This window comes from Nonomuraea sp. NPDC051941, from assembly GCF_044593615.1.
In genome coordinates, this window is sequence record NZ_JBIUCF010000024.1 from 35,025 (window position 1) to 55,527 (window position 20,503).

A 20,503-nucleotide genomic window follows, 5' to 3' on the forward strand; every position below is an offset into this window, starting at 1 on the left:
GATCACCGCCGGTGTGGCACGATGCGAATGGGCACACTGACCGGGCGGAGCCGCCATGAAGGCCCCGGAACGGATCTACGCCGGTGCGGCGGTGGCCGCCGGCGTGGTCGTGCTGGTCGTCGTGCTCCGGTTCGGCGGCGCGATCCAGCCGGAGCTCCCGGGGCTGCCCACCGCCGGGCCGGTCACCGTGTGGGGGCTGCCGCTGGTCCGGTTCTGCTACGACTTGTGCGCGCTCGCCTGTGTCGGAACGCTCACGGCGGCCGCCCTCGCCCCGACCGGTACGAAGGAGGTCGGGGCGTGCCTGCGCGCGGCCGGCTGGTGGGCTCTCGGCTGGACCTTCGCCGCGCTGCTGAGCTACGTGCTGACCCTGTCCAACCTCATCCCCCTGCCCGTCGCGGACCTGCTCGGGGCCCCTGACCTGCTGCGGTTCGGCACGGCGCTGCCGCAGACCCGGGCGCTGCTGTGGGTCCCGGCCGTGGCGGCGCTGGCGGCCGTCTCCTCGCGGCTGCGGACGCTGCCCGCCTGGGTACGCCCGCTGATCGCCGCCGTCGGGCTGTTGCCGCCCGCGTACGTGGGGCATGCCGCCTCCGCCGGTGACCACGACATCGCCGTGTCCGCGTTGATGGCGCACCTGGTCTCGGTCTCCGTCTGGGTAGGCGGCCTGGCCGCGGTGCTCGTCCACTTCCGCCGCTCCGAACACCTTCCGACGGTGTTGCCCCGCTTCAGCACGCTCGCCCTGTGCTGCTTCGCCGCCGTCGCCGTCTCCGGCGTTGCCGGCGCCTGGGTACGGCTCGGCAGCCCGTCCGACCTCTGGCAGAGCACCTACGGGCAGCTCCTGGTGGCCAAGACCGTGGCGCTCGTGACGCTGGGCCTGTTCGGCTGGACGCATCGCCGCCGCACCGTCGCGGGCGTCGCCGACCGGACCGTACGTCACACCTTCGTGCGGCTGGCGACCGGCGAGCTGACCGTGATGGCGGCTGTCGTCGGGCTGGCCGTCGGCCTGTCCCGCACCCCGCCACCGCCAGGCAGTGGCGGCGGCCACGACCACCTCGTCCTGGAGTACCCGCTCGCCCCCTTCACCCCAAGCGCACTGATCACCGAGGTCCGCCTGGACCCGACCGTCCTGCTGCTTCTGGCGCTGCCCGCCGTCGCCTACCTGGTCGGCGTGCGCCGGGCCGCATCGTGGCCGGTCGGACGTACGGTCGCCTGGTGCGCGGGGGTGGCGCTCATGGCGCTGGTGCTGCTCGGCGGCGTGGGCGGGTACGCGCGGGCGATGCTGTCGGCGCAGGTCCTGCAGCACGTCGTGCTCACCGCCGTCGCCCCGCTCCTGCTCTGCCTGGGCGCGCCGCTCACCCTGGCCGCGTCCTTACGCGAGGACCTCGAACTCCCCGCCCGCCGCCTGACCCACCCTGCCCTCCTCCTCGCCGCCTACCCCGTCGCTTTCCTGCTGCTGTACGCCACGCCGTGGCTCCCGTGGTCCCTGTCCGGCTACGCCCAGCACCTGCTCACCCAGGTCCTGTTCGTCGGCCTCGGCCTGCTGACCTTCTGGGTGCCGGCGGGTGTCGACCCGCTCCCCCGCCCGATTCCCTGGGCCGTCCGCGCCCGGCTGCTGGCCGCCGCCATCCTGACCCACCTGGCTCTGGGCGCGTTCCTGCTGCTCGGGCCGCCGGTCGCGAACGACTGGTTCTCCCTCGCGGCCCCGCCCGGCGTCCCGGACCTCCTCGCCGACCAGCGGCTCGCCGGAGCCGTGGCCATGCTCCTTCCACTGCCCGTGTTCGCTCTCCTGGCCGTACGCATGGCCTGGCTCAGGCAGGCGGCGCTCGCCCGCGTACGGACGAGCCCGCCCTTGAAGTGACCGCGCTCTGTCAGTGCCGGGCCGTGTGCATGAGGCGTAGCGCCGCCTCGGCCGTCTCATACCGCCAGGCGGCCACGACGTGGTCGAAGCCATGCGCCTGGTCCCGCTGCCTGCGCAGGCTGCGGATGATCGGCTCGATGCGCTCCGCCTGCGCGTCCAGCAGCGGGCGCGGGTCCGCGCCGGATCGCTGGAGCAGGGCGAACTTGATCAGGAACTCGGTACGGATGTCGCGGATGTGCTCGACCGGGCATATCAGCCAGCCACTCACGGCCGAGGTCCCGGCCGACGTGGCGGTGAATACCGTACGCTGTGGACCGCCCTGCCCCCGCTCCTTGCCGCACGGCTCGATGAGAGACAGGTCGGCGAGCCGATCGAGCGCGCGGTAGACCCGAGGCCGCGGCACCTGCCAGATCGCGCCGACGGCGCCGGTGGGAGCGGTGAGCCTCGCGACGGCGAAGCCGTACGTGGGCCCTTCGGCCACGAGCGCGAGCACGATCCACTCGGTGAGCGACAGCGCGCGAGGATTCACACGCTCAAGGGTAGGGCCAGTCGCGGGCATCAGAGGGTCGCCAAGTAGTCTCGCATTGACTAGCCACGGCTGCGGAGGACTGCTCTGTGAGGGAGAACGAGGCCGGCACCTTAGGGCGTCGCCCGGGATGAGACCCGTCCCGAACGCCATCTGCGTCGGCGGCCCGCACGACGGCATGCTGACCCGCATCGACCAGGACGTCGGCGTCGTGGAGGTCTTCGCGTTCGAGGCGGACGGCTCGACGCGCGGCGCCCCCTATCGGGTCACGGCGGGTCGAGTCCACCATCCTTCGTGTGCCGCCCCGTTCGTCGTGCTCAGCTGGGTCGAGCCCGCCCACGGCCAGCTCTGAGGTCGCGGCGCGCCGCCGCCAGCGCAACCGCGACCGCTTCCGGGTCAAGGCGATCTCCGCCGGAGGCGGCAACCTGGAGACGCTTGCGCGGCAGGCGCTGACCCTGGGTGTGGAGTACGTGGGCATCGCGACCGACCGCGCGGCCGCGTTCGAGGAGGGGTGGGCGCGGCCGGCGGCGTGCAGGTTCCCGCCTGGCAGCGCGCCGCCCGCGCCCACCCCTCGTTTCCCGGGTCCGCCAATCCCGAGCCCGGGAGGTCCTCTACAGCTGGGTGCACACCGCCTTCACCTCGGTGTACGCCTCCAGCACCTCGTGACCCATCTCCCGGCCCCAGCCGGACTGCTTGTAGCCGCCGAACGGCAGGGCCGCGTCGAAGACGTTGTAGCAGTTGATCCAGACGGTGCCCGCCCGGAGCTTGCTCGCCAGGGCGTGCGCCTTGGAGATGTCGCGGGTCCAGATGCCCGCGCCGAGGCCGTACGTGGTGTCGTTGGCCTGGGCGGCGATCTCGTCCAGGTCCGAGAACGGCGAAGCCACCACGACCGGGCCGAAGATCTCCTCACGGACGATCTTCATCTCGGGGTGGGTGTCGGTGATCACCGTGGGCTGGACGAAGTAGCCCTGGTCGCCGTGGCGGGCCCCGCCGACGACCGTACGGGCCCCTTCGCCGCGCCCGGAGTCCAGGTAGCCGGTCACGCGCTGGAGTTGTTCGTCGGAGACCAGCGGCCCCATCTGCGTGTCGGGCTCCAGCCCGGAGCCGAGCCTGATGCCGCGGGCGATGTCGGCCACACCTTGTCCGCCGACAGGGGGATGTCCGCGGCCCGTGCCACGGCCAGCGGTTTGCCGTTGTCGAGCGATTCGAGCTGGGCCGGCTCGTCCGCGTGCTCCAGGATCAGGTCGCCGATCTTCCAGATCAGCCGGCCGCGCTCGGAGGGGGTCAGCCGCGACCACGGGCCGTCGAAGGCGCGGCGGGCGGCCCGCACGGCGCGTTCGACGTCCTCGGCGTCGGGCTCGGCCACCTGGGCGAGCGGCCGGCCGGTGGCGGGGTTCGGGGTGGCGAAGGTTCTGCCGGAGGCGGCGTCCACCCACCGGCCGTCGATGAAGAGCTGCCGAGGCGTCGCCACGAAGTCTTCGACGCTCTTGTCCAAGGTCACCGTCATCAGCGTCGGCTTCCTGTCGATGAACGTGCGCTCGCCCGGGGCCTGGCTTGGCCGACCGAGCCGGCGCTTGGTAGTCCCCATGAGACTACTGACGACATAAGAAGGCAAGAGGCAGGGGCACTCACAAGCGGTGCCGGTAGCCGTCTTTCCCTCTCATCCACCATGAGAAAGCTGGTTAAACCTCGCAGATGAGTACTACGTTTCCGGGCCGCGGCGCCACAGGCCCGGCGTGCGCCGACGACCGGCTATGAGTCCAGGCCGCACGAGCATGGCGGGTCTGCCCAGTGCAGGGCGATGTACGGCTCGGCCTGGCCGAAGTAGCGCACCCGTTCGCGGGTGATGCGGTAGCGGGCGCACGTCTCGGGCTCGTCCGGTGAGAGGCGCGGCACGGGGACGGTCAGGATGCCGATGTCCTGGTCGACGTGGGTGAGGAGACCGTGGCAGGGTCCGCCGAGGCAGATGGCGTTGCAGTCGTGGCGGCCGGCGGGCGGGAGCTCGTTCATGCGGGGTGGGCGTGGGTCTCGGCGGCCTTGACCGAGGCCCAGATCTGCCGGCCGGGGGTCCACGGCAGCCGCCCGGAGACCTTGTGACCCGCGGCCGGACGCCCGGCGGGCCCGCGACGCGGGCCCGCCGAATCGTGCTGCTCCGGCGCCAAAGAGCTCATCCCGGATCAGGGGGCCTCGAAGCCGGCCTTGGTCAGCACGTCCTTGCCCTGCTGCGACACCACCAGGTCCACGAACTGCTTGGCCAGGTCACCCGCGGGAGCCTTGGCCAGGGTGGCGATCGGGTAGTCGTTGATCGCCTTGTCGGCCTCGGGGAAGGCGATGCCCTGGACCTTGCCCGCCGACGCGATCACGTCGGTCTTGTAGACCAGCGCCGCGTCCACCTCGCCCAGCTCGACCTTGGTCAGCGTGGCCTTGACGTCCTGCTCCAACGTCACCGGCTTGACCTTGAGCCCGGCCGCGTCCAGCGCCTTGATCGCCGCCGCCCCGCACGGCACCTGCTCGGCGCACAAGGCCACCTTCACCTTGCTGTCGGCCAGATCCTTCAGCTCGTCCACCTTGGCCGGATTGTCCTTCGGCACGGCGATCTCCAGCTTGTTGCGCACGAACGTGGTCGGCGAACTCGCCAGCGACGCGTCGGTCACCGTCTTCATCGTGGCAGGGCTCGCCGCGGCGAACACGTCCGCCGGAGCCCCTTGGGTGATCTGCTGGGCCAGCGTCGCGCTGGAGCCGAAGTTGAACTTCACCGTCGTACCCGGGTGCGCGGCCTCGAAGGTCTTGCCGAGCTCGGTGAACGTCCCGGTCAGCGACGCCGCCGCGAACACCGTCACCTCCTTGGCCCCGCCACCGGCGGCCGGGGCCGACGAGGCCCCGGCCGTGGACGTGGCCGGTCCGCCGGAGCCGCAACCGGCCAGGCCCGCCAGCGCGAATGCGACGGGCAGGGCGATCGCCCATCGGGAAAGACGCCTGAACTCCACAGGGGGCTCCTCACAAGTAACTGGCCACGCGCTCGTGACCGGGAATCTCCACGACGACGTTGGTGGACTTGATCACGGCGACCGCCACCACCCCCACCTCCATGCCCAGCTCGTCGGCGGCCTGGCGGCTCATCAGCGACACCACCCGGAACGGCCCGGCGGCGATCTCCACCTGCGCCATCACCGCATCGCGGATCACCTCGGTCACGATCCCGCGGAAGCGGTTACGCGCCGAGGAGCGGCTGCCGTCGCCGCTCTCCTCGATCTGCGAGCGGGCGAAGGCGGCCAGGTCGGCGCCGTTCACCTGCCGATGACCGTGCTCGTCCCGCTCGGCCCCCAGCCGACCCGCGTCCACCCACCGGCGGACCGTGTCGGAGCTGACCCCGAGCAACGCCGCGGCCTCGCTGATCCGAAACGTCGTCACAAGCTCTCACGATACCTTCCGCACATTCGAGCCTGAATACCCGACTTCCGCCGCATCAGCGGCATGATCTAAGTTCGCGCCATGGCATCCACGAGATCGGAGAGCACCCTCGTGAGTCTCGGTTCACCCCGCCGCCGGGCCGTCGCGTCCGTGCTCGCCACCGCCCTGCTGGCCACGCTCACGCCCACCGCCGCGACCGCCGCCGGCCCCGCCTCCGTCCGGCAGTCCGCCGCCGGGACGGTCAAGGTGCGCGGCCAGGTCAACCGTCCGCGCTCGTTCACCATGGCGCGGCTGCGCGGCCTGCCGCAGCACACCGCCCGCGTGCGCTACCAGACCTCCCACGGCGCGGAGAAGCACACCTTCACCGGCCCGCTGCTGGCCGACGTCCTCCAGCTCACCGAGCCGCGTATCGACCCCGCCTGACCGGCCCCTCGCCCGACCGGAACGCCCATGTCACGACGACTGCTGCGATGGGCCTGCTGGCCGCCGGCTCCGCCATCGCCATGACCGGGTACCTGCTCACCGTGGACCGGGCCGACCCGCGCGTCAGCGCGCTGGGCGCTCTGCTGGGTCTGACAGGACTCGCGCTCGCCGCGCGCTGACGCGAAGGCCGCCGGTCAGGCGCCGCCCGGCTCGGCGGTCCGCTCCCACAGCGACTTCATCTCGGCGAACCCCTGCTCCATGATCCCCACCATGGCCTCCCGGGCCCGCTCGCCGTCGCGCCGCTGGATCGCCTGGGCCACGTCGGTGTGCAGCTGCAGCGCCTCCTCGTCCGGGTAGTGAGGCATCAGGTGGTAGTGGTGCCGGCCGGCCAGCACCTCGGCCACGATCAGCTGCAGCTTCGCGAACATCTCGTTGCCGGAGGCGGCCAGCACCCGCCGGTGGAAGTCGATGTCCAGGTCGAGGAAGCGGGCCTCGTCGCCGGCCTTCCCGGCGGCCCACATCTTGGCCGCGAGCCCGACCAGCTCGCTCGCCTCGTCGTGGTCGACCCGCCCGGCGGCCAGCCAGGCGGCGTACGGCTCGATCGCGGTCCGCAGCTCGGTGATCGAGCGCAGTTGCGCCATCCGCCCCTCCGAGGCGAGCCGCCAGCGGATCACCTGCGGATCGAAGACGCTCCACACCCCGGGAGGCTGGATCATGATCCCGACCCGGCGCCGGGTCTCGATGAGCCCCATGGACGCGAGCACCCGCAGCACCTCGCGGATCACCGAGCGGGAGACCTGGTAGCGGTCGACCAGGTCTTCGATGCTCAGCACCGAGCCGGCGGCCACGTCGCCGCTGCAGATGGCGGTGCCGAGGTGGTCGAGGACCCGTGCGTGCAACCCAGCCTCCGCAAGGGCGGGCCGAGTGGGGGCGGCCCCCGGGGAGGACTGATTCACGGCATAGAACATATCAGTTGAAGGCTGACTCTTGAATAAGTCAGCTTTTTTGTCCTAGCATCCCGGCATTAAGCAGATGTTACGAGCATGTGGCGCTCTTCCGGGGGGCGGCGACCATGCCAGGAAGGCGGGATTGACGTGCGACGTCGAGCGATATTCGGTACATCTCTGGCCGTGGTGGCCGCCATGGGGCTGTCCGCCTGCGGCGGTGGCGGTGACAGCGGCGGGTCCAAGACGGTCCGGATCACCCTGGCCAACCACGTGTGGACCGACAACATCAAGAAGGCCCTGCCCGAGTTCGAGAAGCAGACCGGGCTCAAGGCCGAGATCACCCAGCTCGGCGAGGACCAGCTCTCCGACCAGTACAACGTCAAGCTGAACGCGGGCTCGTCCGACATCGACGTGATGATGTACCGCCCCTTGCAGGAGGGCAGGCTCTTCGCCAAGAACAAGTACCTGGCCGACCTGTCGGACCAGGTGAAGGCGAACAAGGACTGGGACTTCAGCGACTTCCAGGCCGGCCCCGTGGAGGCCACCACGTACGAGGGCAAGCCGGTCGGTGTCCCCATCATCACCGAGCAGGAGGTCCTCTACTACCGCAAGGACCTGCTGTCCAAGGCCGGCCTGAGCGCCCCGCCGAAGACCCTCGACGAGCTCAAGGCCGCCGCCGCCAAGATCAAGGCGGCCGAGCCGGACATGGCCGGGTTCGTCGCCCGTACCGGCAAGTCGCCGGCGGTCACCCAGTTCTCCAGCTTCCTGTACAGCTTCGGCGGCGACTTCGTCGACGGCAGCGGCAAGGCCGCGGTCGGCAGCGAGGCGGCCAAGCAGGCGTACGCCTACTACGGCGGGCTGATCAAGGACTCCGGCCCGGCGAACGTCAGCACCGACATGGGCTGGCCCGAGGCGATGGCCATCTTCACCCAGGGCAAGGCCGCCTTCTACACCGAGGCCAACTCGCTCTACAAGAACGCCACCGACCCGGCCAAGTCCAAGGTCTCGGACAACGTCGGCTTCGCGCCGTTCCCGGCCGGCCCTGGCGGTTCGAAGCCGTACAACATCCCGTCGTGGGCGCTGGGCGTCAACTCCAGCTCGGAGAACACCGCCAACGCCTGGAAGTTCATCGAGTGGGCCACCGGCAAGGCGCAGACGCTCGCCCAGCAGAAGTCCGGCGTGCCCGGCGCCCGCACCTCCGTGTGGGCCAACCCGGAGAGCACCTCGACCTTCCCGAAGGACCTGGTGGAGGCCATCGCGGCCAGCACCAAGGACGGGGTGGGTCATGACCGGCCGCTGGTCGTGAAGGTCGCCGAGTCCCGCGAGATCGTGGGCCAGCCGATCGTCGACGCGATCACCGGCAAGGACGCCGCGGCGGCCGCCGACACGGCCAACGCCGCGTTCCAGAAGTTCCTGGACGACGAGGCCAAGTAAGCGGCACCCGCCGACCCCTGGAGTCCCCATGGCAACGATCACCACACCGACCACCAAGGCGCCGCGCGGCGCCCCCGCCGCCCCCGGCACGCCCGGCTGGCTGCGCTGGGTGGACGCCCACCGCAAATGGCTCTTCGCCGCGCCCGCGATGGTCTTCGTCGCCGCGCTGCTCGTGTTCCCCCTGGCCTGGACCGGCTACCTCAGCCTGACCGACGCCGAGGGATCCGTCCGCGCGGAGAGCGAGTTCGTGGGCCTGCGGAACTACCTCGACGTCCTGTCGGACACCGAGCGGTTCTGGCCCGCGGTCGGGCGGACCGCCACGTTCACCGTCGTCGCGCTGCTGTTCGAGGTGGTCCTCGGGATGGCGATCGCGCTGCTGCTCTGGCGGCCGTTCAAGGGGCAGCGGTGGGTCCGGGTCGCCATCCTCATGCCGCTCGTGGCCACTCCGGTCGCGGTCGGCATGATGTGGCGGCTCATCTTCGACCCGAACATCGGCATGGCCAACCAGCTCCTCGGCTGGTTCGGCATCGGGCCGCAGCCGTGGCTGGCCGGCCAGCACACGGCCCTGGCCACCACGATCTTCATCGACGTGTGGCAGTGGACGCCGATGGTGGTGCTGATCCTGCTCGCCGGGCTCACCTCGCTGTCGGACGAGCCGCAGGAGGCGGCGCACATCGACGGCGCCAGCACCTGGCAGCGGTTCCGGCACGTCACCCTGCCGCTGCTGATGCCCACGCTGACGGTGGCGGTCCTGCTGCGCGGCATCGACGCGCTGAAGACCTTCGACGTCCTCTACGCCACGAAGGGCCGCGGTGGCGGTTCGTTCCATGAGGTCGAGACGCTGAACGTGTACGCCTACGGCCTCAGCTTCGACTACAACGAGTACGGCGTCTCCTCCACCGTCCTCATCCTCTTCTTCCTGATCATCATCGGGGCCATGTGGGCCCTGACCGCCCGGCGCAAGGAGGCGCAGCGATGAAGGCCCGGCCCGCGTATCGTGTGTTCCGGGTGGTGGCGCTCACCATCGTGGTGCTCTCCCTGGTCGCGCCGCTGCTCTGGATGGTCTCCGCGTCGTTCAAGACCAACGTCGACATCTACGACCCGGGCAAGGCGCTGGCCTTCTCGCCCACCATGGACAACTACGCCAAGGTGCTCCAGCAGGCGAACTACGTCGAGTTCATCGTCAACAGCCTCTGGGTGGCCTTCGCCGCCACGGTGGCCTCGCTGATCCTCGGCGTGCCGGCCGCGTACTCGATGAGCCGGTTCAACATGAAGAAGTCCGCGCTGGTGGTGCTGATGGCCCGGGTCATCCCCGGTGTCTCGCTGCTGGTGCCCTGGTACTACGTCTTCTCCAACCTGAAGATGGTCGGCGGCTTCGGGGTGCTGATCATCAGCCACATGTTCGTCGCGCTGCCGCTGGTGGTCTACATCATGATGGGCTACTTCGACAGCCTGCCCGAGGAGCTGGAGGAGGCGGCGCTGGTGGACGGGCTGACCCACGTCGGCGCGTTCCGGCGCATCACCCTGCCGCTGGCGGTGCCGGGCATCGCCACCGCCGGGATCCTGTCCTTCATCTTCTCCTGGAACAACTTCATGTTCGCGCTCGTGCTCTCCGACGCCGACACCAAGACCCTGCCCGTGGCGATCTTCGACTTCGTCGGGTACGCCAGCATCGACTGGGGCGGCCTGATGGCCGCGGCCACCGTGGTCACCGTGCCGATCATGGTGATCGCTCTGTTCGTGCAGAAGTACGTGGTCTCCGGCCTCACCGCCGGCGCGACGAAGGGCTGACCGGCATGACGACCATCGCGCGCGTGGAGACCTTCCTCGTCGCCCCCCGCTGGCTCTTCGTCCGGGTGGAGACCGACTCCGGGATCGTCGGCTGGGGCGAGGCCACCTGCGAGGGGCGCTCCGAGACCGTCCGCACCGCCGTCGACCAGCTCGCGGAGCTGCTGATCGGCCGGGACGCGCTACGCATCGAGGACCACTGGCAGGTGCTGACCAAGGGCTCGTTCTACCGGGGCGGCCCGATCCTGGCCAGTGCCGTGGCGGGCCTCGACCAGGCCCTCTGGGACATCGCCGGCAAGCACTTCGGCGCCCCCGTGCACCAGCTGCTCGGCGGTCCGGTCCGGGACCGGATCCGGGTGTACGGCTGGGTCGGCGGCGACGAACCCAGCGAGGTCCGCGATCACATCGCCGCCCAGCTCGAGGCCGGGCTCACCGCGGTGAAGATGAACGCCTCCGGCGCGATGAGCCCGGTCGCCTCGGTCGCCGAGCTGGACGGCGTGGTCGCCCGGGTGGCCGCCGCCCGCGAGGTGCTCGGCGACCACCGCGACGTGGCCGTCGACTTCCACGGACGCTTCACCCTGGCCAACGCCCGCCGGGTGGCGCCGCTGCTGGAGCCGTACCGGCCGCTGTTCCTGGAGGAGCCGGTCGTACCGGAGAACTCGCACCTCATCGGCGAGTTCGTCCGCTCGACGACCACCCCGGTCTCGACCGGGGAGCGGCTCTACAGCCGGCAGGAGTTCCTGCCGGTCTTCCAGGCCGGCATCGCGGTCGCCCAGCCGGACCTCTCGCACGCCGGCGGCATCACCGAGGTCCGCAAGATCGCCACCCTCGCCGAGGTGTACGACGTGCAGCTCGCCCCGCACTGCCCGCTCGGCCCGATCGCCCTCGCGGCCTGCCTCCAGGTCGGCTTCGCCACCCCGAACTACCTGATCCAGGAGCAGAGCATCGGCATCCACTACAACCGTGGCGCCGAGGTGCTCGACTACTGCCTCGACAAGACCCCGCTGACCTTCGTGAACGGCTACGTCGAGCGGCTCACCGCACCCGGCCTGGGCATCGAGATCGACGATCAGGCGGTCCGCGCCGCCGACAAGAAGGGACACGCCTGGCGCAGCCCTGTCTGGCGGCACCGGGACGGTTCGTACGCGGAATGGTAACCACCATGGCTCTCGACATGAGAAAGGCACCCGCTTGAAGATCATCGCCGCGGACGTCATCGTCACCAGCCCCGACCGCAACTTCGTCACCCTCAAGATCACGACGGACGAGGGGATCACCGGGCTGGGCGACGGCACCCTCAACGGGCGTGAGCTGGCGGTCGCGTCGTACCTGGCCGACCACGTCGTCCCGTTGCTGATCGGGCGGGACCCGCATCGCATCGAGGACACCTGGCAGTTCCTCTACCGCTCGGCGTACTGGCGGCGCGGGCCCGTCACCATGGCCGCCATCGCGGCCGTGGACGTGGCGCTGTGGGACATCAAGGCCAAGGCCGCCGGGATGCCGCTCTACCAGCTGCTCGGCGGCGCCTCCCGGACCGGGATCATGGCGTACGGGCACGCGTCGGGCCGGGACCTGCCGGAGCTGTTCGACTCGATCCGGCGGCACCTGGAGATGGGGTACCGGTCGCTGCGGGTGCAGACGTCCGTACCGGGCATCAACGCCGTGTACGGAGTGGCCGCCCAGCCCAGCGTCGAGGGCAAGCGGTACGACTACGAGCCGGCCCAGCGCACCGCGCTGCCCGCGGAAGAGGACTGGGACACCCGCGCCTACCTGCGTCACCTGCCCGGCGTCTTCGAGGCGGTGCGCAACGAGTTCGGCCCCGAGCTGCCGCTGCTGCACGACGGGCACCACCGGATGACCCCCATCCAGGCCGCCAAGCTCGGCAAGGCCCTCGAGCCGTACGACCTGTTCTGGCTGGAGGACTGCACCCCGGCGGAGAACCAGGAGGCGCTGCGCCTGGTCCGTCAGCACACGACCACCCCGCTGGCCATCGGGGAGATCTTCAACACCGTGTGGGACTACCAGACCCTGATCCGCGAGCAGCTCATCGACTACGTCCGCTCCGCCGTCACCCACACCGGCGGGATCACGGCCATGCGCAAGCTGCTCGACTACGCCGCCCAGTACCAGATCAAGTCCGGCATCCACGGCCCGACCGACATCTCGCCGGTCGGCATGGCCGCCGCCCTGCACCTGGACCTGGCGATCCACAACTTCGGCATCCAGGAGTACATGCAGCACGGCCAGGCGACCAACGAGGTGTTCCGGCAGTCGTTCAGCTTCAGCGACGGCTACCTGCACCCCGGTGAGCTGCCGGGGCTCGGCGTGGATCTCGACGAGGAGGCCGCGGCGCGCTTCCCGTACCAGCCGGCGTACCTGCCGTTCAACCGGCTCAAGGACGGCACCGTCCATGACTGGTGAGCAGCGGCGCACCCGGCACATCGTGGTCATGGGCGTGTCGGGCGCGGGCAAGACGACCGTGGCCCGCAGGATCAGCGAGCTGACCGGGCTGCGGTTCGCCGAGGCGGACGAGTTCCACCCGGAGGCGAACGTGGCGCGGATGCGCGCCGGCATCCCGCTGGACGACGCAGACCGCTGGCCGTGGCTGCGGGACCTGGCCGCCTGGATGGCCGCCCGGCACGCCGAGGGCGTCTCCACGGTGCTGGCGTGCTCGGCGCTCAAGCGCTCCTACCGGGACGTGCTGCGGCAGGGCCCGCCGGAGGTGGAGTTCGTCCTCCTGGACGGGCCCGCGACTATGATCCGGGACCGGTTGACCCGCCGTACCGACCACTACATGTCGCCCGGCCTGTTCGACTCGCAGCGGGCGATCCTGGAGCACCTCGGCCCGGAGGAGTCCGGGATGGTGCTGGAGGTGGCGCTGTCGCCGGACGAGCTGGCGGCGGCGGTGGCGACCCGGCTCGGCCTGCCGACGGCCACCCGCCCGACGATCCCCTGATCGGCCCCTGATCGGCCCCTGATCAGGCGGGCCCCAGTCGCCGCCGGCCGGCGTGCCCAGCCGGATCCGGAAGGTCCCCTGGCCAGGCCTGCCGGCGTCACCCACGCGATGCGGTTCGGCGCTTTCTTCAGCGTGGATGGCAGGCTGCCGGCCGCGGTCGGCCAGGGCAAGGTCAAGATCGTGGACGCCGCCACGGGAACCGTCCTGGGCGAGCGCGTGGCCTTCTTTCCCGACGGCAAGCAGCCGGCTTTCGCCAGCACCGACCAGCGTCTTCTCGACGCCGGTGGAGGTCAGGATCCGAATACAGGGCAGCTCCAGTCGATCGCTTTCACGGCCGACGGGAGGGGGATCCCTCACCACCGCCGAATGGAAGGCCTGCATCCCAGCCCTGCCCTACCGCAAGAGCTGCCCCCGAAGCTCACCACTTCAGAGGTGAAGAGCAGCAGGTCATTACTCCTTCGGTTTGAAGTAGTGCGCAACCATGTAAGCGGTGACCTTCTTGCCGATTTTCGCGCCTTCGACGTCGGCCGTTCGCGTATGGATTCCGCCCCAGATGCGTGCTTCGATGACCTCGGCGAGCGCCTGCGAGAAACTGCGGAAATACCTGGTGGTACCCGAGGCGGCGCTGTACCCGCTGAAGGGGATGTCGTTGCGGCCGAAGAAATACGCCAACGCCGACATGCTGGCCGCTGTGAAGCAGGTATGTCCGGATGTGTAGTCGGGGTGCGGTGGTGTGACGAGCAATGGCGTCCAGTCGGGATCGGCCGCCGTTCCCGGATTTCCGTCGGTGTCGGCCAGGCGGATCGCGGTGACCGGCCGCCAGAAGTTCCACGCTGCCTTCTCGTTGTAGCAAGCGATCGTGGCGTCGGCTTCGGCCAGGTCGACCATCGCGAACATCCGCGCCGTCTGCAACGTGTTCAGTTGCTGCTTCGTCGCCAGCTGGCGCTTGATCTCCCATTCGGCCAGGTGCCGGTCGTGCCACCAGATCGCGGCTTGTGTCTGGTCGGACGTCCTGACCGTGCTGGTCGCCGAGCCGATGGTCTTGACCTCGTTGAAGTCCCGGGCGTACCGGTGACTGGTGAGCGATGGCGGGCCGGACGTGCGGAACATGGAGGCGCTGCGGATAAGGAACGGTTTGAGGTCACCGACCCAGGCTCCGTCGGAGGCGAACGTGGGTGGCGCCGGCCGCCATTGACCGGGCTGGGTGCCCACAGTCCAGGTCTGGTTTCCGAACGCTCCGTCGTTCTGCCGTGCGGCGTTCATCGCAGAGGCCGCCTGAGTGCCCACGGTGATTCCGCGCTGCTTGGCGGTACCGTCGGGGATCACGGCCAGCGCCTCGTCGTACTGCGTCTTCAGCCTCGCTTGCTGTTCTGGGAACAGAGCGTTCAGCACAAGGAAGCCCGCGGTCGCGACGGCCGCGTCCGTCGACTCGGTCCCGTCGGCAGGCGGCGCGATCAGATACGGCTGATAGGGAGTGCCGGCGATCGCGTTTACGGCGTCGTAAACGGCTCCGTGCACCATTGCGAAGCTGCGCGCCTGGACCTGTGGTTGCTGGCCGGCGATGTCCCATATCGCCGTCTGGGCGTTTCTGTCCCAGGTGATGACGGCATTGGGAGGCGCGTTCGAAGTCGACGCGTTCGCGAACGACGAGCCGAGTCCGATCGGCGACCCGACGGCGATGACTCCGGCGACGGATAAGCTGACGGCCTTGCGCGGGAGGACGCCTGCCCATCCGGCGTCACGTAATTTGACCATGATGGGAAATTACTCCGACCGCCACCGATCGAGCCAGTGCGCGAACAACTACCACGTCGGCAACCAGGCCGACGGCACTGAGGCCCGTTCGTCGAAAGCGGGTCAGGAGATCGCATTGTCGTAGGCGGCGGCTCCTCGAACCCGTCCCTACCTGCAAGACCTTCCCGTGGGCGGTGCACGTCTCGCCCACGTTCCTGACCGTGATGCACGCGGCCCAGGGGCACCCCAGTCGCCGACGGTTGGAGTGTCCTCGTTCCCACCGGTCATTGCTCGGCGCGATCTCCGCTCCAGTGCTGGTGTTGCACGGATCCGACACCATGCCCTTCTACCACGCCGGCGCGCGGCACGTGGCCGCCCGTCCCGCCCAGGCTCGGCGCGAGGCCGGACAGGGAGCCGACCACGGCCGTGGCGACGGTCGCGCGGATCTCACGGAAGAAGTTGCCGGCGGAGGCGCAGCAGGGCGACCCCCATCCCGGTGCGGAGCACTTCTCTTCGACTCGGCCTCACAGAAGACCCTCCCGTGGACGCAGCTGATATGTGGACAGCCTCGGGCCGCACAGCCCTCGCCTCTCAGGTGCGGCGTAGCTCGAACGCCCGCACCGCCCCCTCGGCCGTCGGCCGCAGCGCGAACCGGACACCGCCGTCGCCGGGGTATTCCTGCCGGTGGTCGAAGCCACCCTCATAGATCTCCGCCGGGACGCCTGCGGGGAAGGCCTCGCAGTAGGGGACGTACCGGCCTGCCGCCTGCGAATCAACCCGTTGCCGGAGCCTGGCGCACGCGTCGCAGATCGCGGGCCGCCGCCGCGTCACAGCGCCGCCTCGTAGTCCTCGGCCGCCGACTCGCCGGTGTACATGGAGTCGTACTCGACGAGCCCGCCGTCGGCCCGCCGCACCAGGACCGGTCCCAGCCCGGCGTACGTGGTGCCAGGGTCGCCCGTCTCGACGAACTCCACCGTGGTGATCGTGAAGAACCACCCGTACGGCCGCTCCACCGTCACCGCGTCGTGCACGACCAGCCCCTCCCCCACCGCGCTCAGTTCCTCCGCGATGTACGCGCGCACGATCTGCTCGGCCTCCTCCTTGCCGATCATGATGGTGATCCGTCCTTTCTCAGCGGGTCTGGAAGAAGTCGTACTCGCGGTACTTGCCCTCCATGGGGTGCCGGTCGATGTACACCCGCTGGTGCTGGCCGTCCGCGTAGTAGATGTTGCCGTTGACGTTGAGGACGTTGCACACGTGCCCGATGCCGGAGCCGCTGTAGCCGATCACCACGCCGCGTGATCCCGGCCCCTCGTTCTGCAAGATCTTCGCTACCTTCTTGAGATTGCTGAGCCGCAGGTGCTTCTCGATCGCCCGCCTGCCCATCGTGGTGCGGATGACCGGGACCGGCGCGGCGTTCAGTGGCCCGGCCACGGCCGGCTTGCCGCGCAGGATGTCATCGATGGCCAGGCTGGTCTCCGGGCAGTTCCTGTTGTGCCCGGTCGGGTTGACCTTGTTGATGATCGCGAGCAGGTCACCGAACCTGATCTCCCTGGAGCCGAGGTCGTCGATGAACTTCCGCAACTCCCCGTACGCCTTCCGCATGGCCTCCTTGTGCTCCTCGCTGAGCGGCTGGGAGGCTTTGTCGTAGTCCTCCACCCGTTGCGGGCGCAGTCCGGCGAGGGGCACCTTGGTCCGGCGCTCGACATTGACCTTGCCGAAGTCGTCGTGGTCGGAGATCGGCGGCTCGTACCCCTTCGTCCCACTCTGACCGGCGGCACCGGTGCCCTTGAGGTCGTCCGGCTCCAGGTCGAAGTCATAGAGCAGGATCTCGCTGATGAAGCCGATGCCGGTGCTGGTGTCCTCCCTCTCGCGGAAGGCCATCCAGTCGTCCATCTCCGCCGCGCCCTTGAACTTGTACCAAGGCGTCCGGCTGGCGTCGGCCAGGCCGTGACGGCGGACGAACGCCTGGGCGTTGTCGATGGCGTCCTGGAACGCGTCCGCGTCCTGGTCGCGGTCGGCGGCCGTGTACTGGTGGGCGAGATGGTCGGCCTCCCGCATGACATCTTTCCAGTGGCGCCGGTCGGCCTGGGAGTCGTACAGGTTCTCGGCCTGGTAGGCGGCCTCCTGTGGCTGGCCGCTCTGGCCGCTCCGGCCCAGGGGCCGAGGCGTCTGTGCCATTGACTGCTGCTCGCCGCTCGGGCCGGCCAGGCCGTTCTGGCGGGCGGCCCAGACGATGCCGTCGCGTACGTACGGGGAACGCGCCTGGAACGTATCCAGCAGCCACTGGGTCCCGTCGCGGCCCCAGGTGTTCGCCATGCGCTGGAGGATCTTGCCTGCCTGGCGTTCGGCGTCCTCGTCCCGATAGCGGGATTCGCTCATCCGCCCGTCCATGGCCCGCAGCGCCCACAGGTCCGGATCCGCTTCCGGGTCGTCGGAGGGACCGCGCCTGCGGGCATAGACCTCTTCGCGGGAGCGCGTCGTCAGCGCGGTGTCCTGTGTCCGGGGTGCCTGCGTGGTGTGCAGCCGATCGATCAGCTCACCGACCGCCCTGGCCAGGGGACGCGGGGTCGCCGAGGCCCTGTACTCGGTGAACGCCTCCGCGATCAGGTCGCGGGGGGTGGTGGCGCCGTACGTGGACAGGCGGGACTCGACGGCGGTCACGGTCTCTTGGTCGTGCACGCCTGTGACGTCGTACGGGCGCCCCAGCGCGGCCGAGACGGTGGCGTTCAGGGCGGTGCGCGCATCGGGGTCGCCGATGATGCGGTCGGCGATGTGCTCGCCCACCTCGTGGTAGAGCACACCGCGCACCGACCCACCGCCCGGCACCGTCCACCCGGTCGCCTCCTCCACCCGCCCGGCCTCCATCTGGTCGGCCATGGCGACAGGGTTCAGGTGGATGCCCCGCTCACCGCCGTCCATGACCGCGTAGGCCACCAGGTCCGGCTGGGTGACGAAGTTCCCGTGCGGGTCCGTGGTGCTGACGGCGCCGAGGGCGCGCGTCAGGTCCGGGTAGTCACGGGCCAGCTCACGTAACGCCTGATCAATGTCATTCGCCGCCTCCGGCCCGATCCCCTCAAGCCTCGGTACGGACGGGGTGCCCGCCCCACTGAGCGCCAGAGCCAACGCCTCTTTGGACGGCACCAACCCCCCGCCCTCGACATCCACCCCAGGCCCTGTCACGTTCGGGGCGCCAGAGGCCGTCGGCACAGAGGCGGCAGCGGCCGGGGCGGTCGGCCCGGCCCCCGCCGTGGCCGAGGTAGTGGGCCCACCCGTCCCGGCGACCGAGCTGCCGGCAGCCGCGCCGATCGGGCTGGTCTGTGCCGATGAGCCACCTGGCGCACTGCCGGCCGCCGACTGGCCGCTCGTTCCCGCCTCTTGCGATGCCGCACCAGCCTGCGCCGTCCCGCCGGACGAGGTGCCCGGTGCCGATCCTTGCGATGCCGCACCAGCCTGCGCCGTCCCGCCGGACGAGGTGCCCGGTGCCGATCCTTGCGGTGCCGTACCCGCCTGCGCCGTCCCCCCGGGCGCGGTGCCCGATGGCGCACCCTGCGACGCCGCGCCGACCTGCGCGGTCCCGCTGGACGCGGTGCTCTGTGCTGATCCTTGTGGTGTCGCGCCTGCCTGGGTGGCGCCGCTGGAGGTGGTGCTTGGTGGTGCTCCGGTAGGTGCGCTTCCGGTCTGGGCCGACGCGGTGGGGGCCGACGCGGTGGGGGCGCCGGCCGGTGTCGGGGTGAGGCCGCTGCGCTGGGGGGTGCCTGTCGAACCGGTCCCGTGTGCGTCGCCGGCCAGGGTGGGTGGGGTGGTGGTCATCGGGGTGACCCCGCCGGCCCCGTGGGTGGCGGTGTTCTGGGTGCTCCCGACCTGGCCGGAACCGGCGGTGGGTGCCGAGGGCGAGGGGGTGGGGTCTTGGGCGCGGACGGTGGATTCCGCGCGGGCGAGGGCCGTTGACGGGTTGGCGAGGGCGGAGAGGACGTCGGTGCTGAGAGGGCTGATGGTGCCCACTCGGCCGGCGCCGGCCGCCATACTGCCCACCAGCCCCTCCATCGTGGGGAGTTGCCAGGTGCCGTACACGACGCCGTTGGAGATCATCCCGGCGGGGGCCGAGACGAGCGCGTTGGTGGCGGCCGCGCTCGCGGCCTTGGTGGGGTACCGCATGAGGACGTTCGCCAGCCCACCGGCGTCCCCGGCCGCGGTGTCGAGGTGGCGCAGGCCGGGGAGGCCGGAGACGTACTTGGAGACCGCGGGCGCGACCCGGGACGCCAGCAAGGCGCCGGTCGCGTCGCCGAGGACGTTCGCGGCCGTCATGCGGGTGTCCCAGCTCGTACGCGTCCCGAGGTCCATCTGCCGGCGCTGGGCGAGCCCGTCCATGAGCAGGCCCTCGCCCACCTCCTCCGGCAGTTCGCGCAGCATGTGACTGGTGACCGCCCTGGCCAGCAGCCCCTGGCCGAGTTTTCGCCCGCCGAACTGGGCCGTCTGGACGGCGGCGAGCTTCGGCGCGACGGTCGTGAGCCCGCGCCCGGCCCCCGCCGCCCGTTCCAGCGAGCCGAACACCTGGTTGAGGAAGGTACGCAGCCGCTGCGCGTACGCGGCGAGCAGCGGTGTGGTCGCGCCCGCGGTGAGGAAGCTCGCCGTGACCCCGACGGCGGCCGCGCTGACCGTGATCCAGTAGCCGACGTTGATGGACAGCTTGCCGTACTGCGTGGCGCGCGCGAAGGAGTCCTGCTGCAGCGCGTACGCCCGAGCGGCCTGCGCCATCCCCGCCAGCCCCGTCTCCCCCGACGCGAGCTCGTCGGTGTGCTCGCGGAAGGCGTCGGCCGACGCGCCCGACCACCCGTCGAGCATCGTGGCCCGCGAACTCACGTCCTGCCCGGCCAGCGCCGCCCGCGACAGGTCGTCGAAGGCCACCGCCAGCTCCGCCAGGCCTTTCTCGCTGCCCTCCGGCCACATCTGCCCGGCAGCCACCAGCGAGATCAGGACGTCCACCCACTCGGGCGCGCCCTCTCCCCAGGCCGGCGTGACGTCGGTCGCGTAGCCGCCGCTGCCGATCGTGTCGTCGCCACCGCCCGGCGGGCTGGTGACCGGTGTGCTGCGGTTGTGCTCCGCCCCCGCGTGGACGCTCACACCCGATCGCCCTTCGGCGTGGAGGCGGCCTCGCTCGTGGTCTCCACGGTCTGCCGTACACCCTCGCCAGTGGCCTCGTGGTCTCTCATGAGCTGCCCGGCCCAGGCGATGAGCGTGTCGGGCCCTCCTTCGGCCGAGTACGCCCGGTAGAACTCCTGCCCGGCAGAGTCGCCGCCCCAGGGGGCGGCGGCGTTCAGCCGTTCGATGCGGGCGGTGGCGTCGCGCAGAGCGTCACCGAGTCCGGCGGCGTGGCCCTGCCAGCCCTTGAGCCCGGCCTCGACCTGAGACCGCTCCATGCGTACGTG

Annotated in this window: 23 protein-coding genes; 10 read left to right on the plus strand and 13 right to left on the minus strand. The window is 70.6% G+C overall.

Features of this window, described 5'->3' with window-relative positions; all coding sequences use genetic code 11:
• The first annotated feature begins 55 nt into the window (after positions 1-55).
• Positions 56-1,855: a cytochrome c oxidase assembly protein gene (locus ACIHFD_RS34975; protein ID WP_397370586.1), complete on the plus strand. Its 1,800-nt coding sequence runs from the start codon at positions 56-58 to the stop codon at positions 1,853-1,855.
• A 10-nt stretch (positions 1,856-1,865) separates the two neighbouring features.
• Here the strand turns inward: ACIHFD_RS34975 and ACIHFD_RS34980 are convergent, their stop codons facing one another.
• Positions 1,866-2,384 carry a PadR family transcriptional regulator gene (locus ACIHFD_RS34980; protein WP_397370587.1) on the minus strand — a complete coding sequence of 173 codons (519 nt, stop codon included), beginning with the start codon at positions 2,382-2,384 and terminating at the stop codon, positions 1,866-1,868.
• Positions 2,385-2,511: 127 nt separating this feature from the next.
• Here ACIHFD_RS34980 and ACIHFD_RS34985 point away from each other — a divergent pair, with 127 nt between their 5' ends.
• On the plus strand, positions 2,512-2,733 hold the full coding sequence (locus ACIHFD_RS34985; protein ID WP_363975334.1) for a hypothetical protein: 222 nt from the start codon (positions 2,512-2,514) through the stop codon (positions 2,731-2,733).
• 259 nt (positions 2,734-2,992) lie between these two features.
• Here ACIHFD_RS34985 and ACIHFD_RS34990 read toward each other — a convergent pair whose 3' ends face one another.
• From ACIHFD_RS34990 to ACIHFD_RS35015, 6 genes are all read right to left on the minus strand, one after another.
• Positions 2,993-3,460, minus strand: a complete 468-nt coding sequence (locus ACIHFD_RS34990) for an aldehyde dehydrogenase family protein (RefSeq protein ID WP_397370588.1) — start codon at positions 3,458-3,460, stop codon at positions 2,993-2,995.
• Entirely contained in the window at positions 3,421-3,888 is a 468-nt protein-coding gene (locus ACIHFD_RS34995) for an aldehyde dehydrogenase family protein (protein ID WP_397370589.1), read from the minus strand. Before ACIHFD_RS34995 ends, ACIHFD_RS34990 begins: the two co-directional genes overlap by 40 nt.
• 245 nt (positions 3,889-4,133) lie before the next feature.
• Entirely contained in the window at positions 4,134-4,391 is a 258-nt protein-coding gene (locus ACIHFD_RS35000; RefSeq protein ID WP_397370590.1) for a hypothetical protein, read from the minus strand.
• Positions 4,388-4,552: a hypothetical protein gene (locus ACIHFD_RS35005; RefSeq protein ID WP_397370591.1), complete on the minus strand. Its 165-nt coding sequence runs from the start codon at positions 4,550-4,552 to the stop codon at positions 4,388-4,390. Before ACIHFD_RS35005 ends, ACIHFD_RS35000 begins: the two co-directional genes overlap by 4 nt.
• A gap of 6 nt (positions 4,553-4,558) precedes the next feature.
• On the minus strand, positions 4,559-5,368 hold the full coding sequence (gene modA, locus ACIHFD_RS35010; protein ID WP_355199813.1) for a molybdate ABC transporter substrate-binding protein: 810 nt from the start codon (positions 5,366-5,368) through the stop codon (positions 4,559-4,561).
• Between the two features lie 10 nt (positions 5,369-5,378).
• Positions 5,379-5,792, minus strand: coding sequence for a molybdopterin-binding protein (locus ACIHFD_RS35015; RefSeq protein WP_397370592.1), 414 nt, complete (start codon positions 5,790-5,792; stop codon positions 5,379-5,381).
• Positions 5,793-5,873: 81 nt separating this feature from the next.
• Here ACIHFD_RS35015 and ACIHFD_RS35020 point away from each other — a divergent pair, with 81 nt between their 5' ends.
• Positions 5,874-6,215 (plus strand): hypothetical protein, encoded by a 342-nt coding sequence (locus ACIHFD_RS35020; RefSeq protein ID WP_397370593.1) that lies wholly within the window; start codon positions 5,874-5,876, stop codon positions 6,213-6,215.
• Positions 6,216-6,262: 47 nt separating this feature from the next.
• Positions 6,263-6,394, plus strand: coding sequence for a hypothetical protein (locus ACIHFD_RS35025; RefSeq protein ID WP_397370594.1), 132 nt, complete (start codon positions 6,263-6,265; stop codon positions 6,392-6,394).
• Positions 6,395-6,409: 15 nt separating this feature from the next.
• Here the strand turns inward: ACIHFD_RS35025 and ACIHFD_RS35030 are convergent, their stop codons facing one another.
• The gene (locus ACIHFD_RS35030; protein ID WP_350735496.1) at positions 6,410-7,114 is read right to left on the minus strand and encodes an FCD domain-containing protein; all 705 of its coding nucleotides are present in this window, start codon (positions 7,112-7,114) and stop codon (positions 6,410-6,412) included.
• A gap of 195 nt (positions 7,115-7,309) precedes the next feature.
• On the opposite strand from ACIHFD_RS35030, the gene ACIHFD_RS35035 reads away from it, so the two are divergent.
• Genes ACIHFD_RS35035 through ACIHFD_RS35060 form a run of 6 tightly spaced genes read left to right on the plus strand, consistent with a single transcriptional unit; the run spans position 7,310 to position 13,340 of the window.
• Positions 7,310-8,596, plus strand: a complete 1,287-nt coding sequence (locus tag ACIHFD_RS35035; RefSeq protein WP_397370595.1) for an ABC transporter substrate-binding protein — start codon at positions 7,310-7,312, stop codon at positions 8,594-8,596.
• A gap of 28 nt (positions 8,597-8,624) precedes the next feature.
• Positions 8,625-9,575 (plus strand): sugar ABC transporter permease, encoded by a 951-nt coding sequence (locus tag ACIHFD_RS35040; RefSeq protein ID WP_350735502.1) that lies wholly within the window; start codon positions 8,625-8,627, stop codon positions 9,573-9,575.
• A complete protein-coding gene (locus tag ACIHFD_RS35045) occupies positions 9,572-10,387 on the plus strand; it encodes a carbohydrate ABC transporter permease (protein WP_397370596.1) in 816 nt (271 codons plus the stop codon). Before ACIHFD_RS35040 ends, ACIHFD_RS35045 begins: the two co-directional genes overlap by 4 nt.
• 5 nt (positions 10,388-10,392) lie before the next feature.
• Entirely contained in the window at positions 10,393-11,541 is a 1,149-nt protein-coding gene (gene dgoD / locus ACIHFD_RS35050; protein WP_350735507.1) for a galactonate dehydratase, read from the plus strand.
• Positions 11,542-11,575: 34 nt separating this feature from the next.
• Positions 11,576-12,805 (plus strand): D-mannonate dehydratase ManD, encoded by a 1,230-nt coding sequence (gene manD, locus ACIHFD_RS35055; RefSeq protein WP_363975308.1) that lies wholly within the window; start codon positions 11,576-11,578, stop codon positions 12,803-12,805.
• Positions 12,795-13,340, plus strand: coding sequence for a gluconokinase (locus ACIHFD_RS35060; protein WP_397370597.1), 546 nt, complete (start codon positions 12,795-12,797; stop codon positions 13,338-13,340). The genes manD and ACIHFD_RS35060 overlap by 11 nt, the downstream gene beginning before the upstream one ends.
• Before the next feature lie 450 nt (positions 13,341-13,790).
• Here ACIHFD_RS35060 and ACIHFD_RS35065 read toward each other — a convergent pair whose 3' ends face one another.
• From ACIHFD_RS35065 to ACIHFD_RS35085, 5 genes are all read right to left on the minus strand, one after another.
• Positions 13,791-15,095 (minus strand): vanadium-dependent haloperoxidase, encoded by a 1,305-nt coding sequence (locus ACIHFD_RS35065; protein WP_397370598.1) that lies wholly within the window; start codon positions 15,093-15,095, stop codon positions 13,791-13,793.
• 570 nt (positions 15,096-15,665) lie between these two features.
• A complete protein-coding gene (locus tag ACIHFD_RS35070) occupies positions 15,666-15,905 on the minus strand; it encodes a hypothetical protein (protein ID WP_397370599.1) in 240 nt (79 codons plus the stop codon).
• The gene (locus ACIHFD_RS35075; protein ID WP_355199824.1) at positions 15,902-16,186 is read right to left on the minus strand and encodes a YrhB domain-containing protein; all 285 of its coding nucleotides are present in this window, start codon (positions 16,184-16,186) and stop codon (positions 15,902-15,904) included. Before ACIHFD_RS35075 ends, ACIHFD_RS35070 begins: the two co-directional genes overlap by 4 nt.
• Positions 16,187-16,205: 19 nt before the next feature.
• Positions 16,206-20,198, minus strand: a complete 3,993-nt coding sequence (locus tag ACIHFD_RS35080) for a toxin glutamine deamidase domain-containing protein (RefSeq protein ID WP_397370600.1) — start codon at positions 20,196-20,198, stop codon at positions 16,206-16,208.
• Positions 20,195-20,494 carry a hypothetical protein gene (locus tag ACIHFD_RS35085; protein WP_364257940.1) on the minus strand — a complete coding sequence of 100 codons (300 nt, stop codon included), beginning with the start codon at positions 20,492-20,494 and terminating at the stop codon, positions 20,195-20,197. The genes ACIHFD_RS35080 and ACIHFD_RS35085 overlap by 4 nt, the downstream gene beginning before the upstream one ends.
• Positions 20,495-20,503 lie beyond the last annotated feature (9 nt).

Coding starts and splice junctions, on each gene's coding strand:
- ACIHFD_RS34975 (WP_397370586.1), top strand. CDS start 56: ATGAAGGCCCCGGAACGGATCTACGCCGGTGCGGCGGTGGCCGCCGGC.
- ACIHFD_RS34985 (WP_363975334.1), top strand. CDS start 2,512: ATGAGACCCGTCCCGAACGCCATCTGCGTCGGCGGCCCGCACGACGGC.
- ACIHFD_RS34990 (WP_397370588.1), bottom strand. CDS start 3,460: ATGGGGCCGCTGGTCTCCGACGAACAACTCCAGCGCGTGACCGGCTAC.
- ACIHFD_RS34995 (WP_397370589.1), bottom strand. CDS start 3,888: ATGACGGTGACCTTGGACAAGAGCGTCGAAGACTTCGTGGCGACGCCT.
- ACIHFD_RS35000 (WP_397370590.1), bottom strand. CDS start 4,391: ATGAACGAGCTCCCGCCCGCCGGCCGCCACGACTGCAACGCCATCTGC.
- ACIHFD_RS35005 (WP_397370591.1), bottom strand. CDS start 4,552: ATGAGCTCTTTGGCGCCGGAGCAGCACGATTCGGCGGGCCCGCGTCGC.
- ACIHFD_RS35020 (WP_397370593.1), top strand. CDS start 5,874: ATGGCATCCACGAGATCGGAGAGCACCCTCGTGAGTCTCGGTTCACCC.
- ACIHFD_RS35025 (WP_397370594.1), top strand. CDS start 6,263: ATGGGCCTGCTGGCCGCCGGCTCCGCCATCGCCATGACCGGGTACCTG.
- ACIHFD_RS35040 (WP_350735502.1), top strand. CDS start 8,625: ATGGCAACGATCACCACACCGACCACCAAGGCGCCGCGCGGCGCCCCC.
- ACIHFD_RS35045 (WP_397370596.1), top strand. CDS start 9,572: ATGAAGGCCCGGCCCGCGTATCGTGTGTTCCGGGTGGTGGCGCTCACC.
- dgoD (WP_350735507.1), top strand. CDS start 10,393: ATGACGACCATCGCGCGCGTGGAGACCTTCCTCGTCGCCCCCCGCTGG.
- ACIHFD_RS35060 (WP_397370597.1), top strand. CDS start 12,795: ATGACTGGTGAGCAGCGGCGCACCCGGCACATCGTGGTCATGGGCGTG.
- ACIHFD_RS35065 (WP_397370598.1), bottom strand. CDS start 15,095: ATGGTCAAATTACGTGACGCCGGATGGGCAGGCGTCCTCCCGCGCAAG.
- ACIHFD_RS35075 (WP_355199824.1), bottom strand. CDS start 16,186: ATGATCGGCAAGGAGGAGGCCGAGCAGATCGTGCGCGCGTACATCGCG.
- ACIHFD_RS35085 (WP_364257940.1), bottom strand. CDS start 20,494: ATGGAGCGGTCTCAGGTCGAGGCCGGGCTCAAGGGCTGGCAGGGCCAC.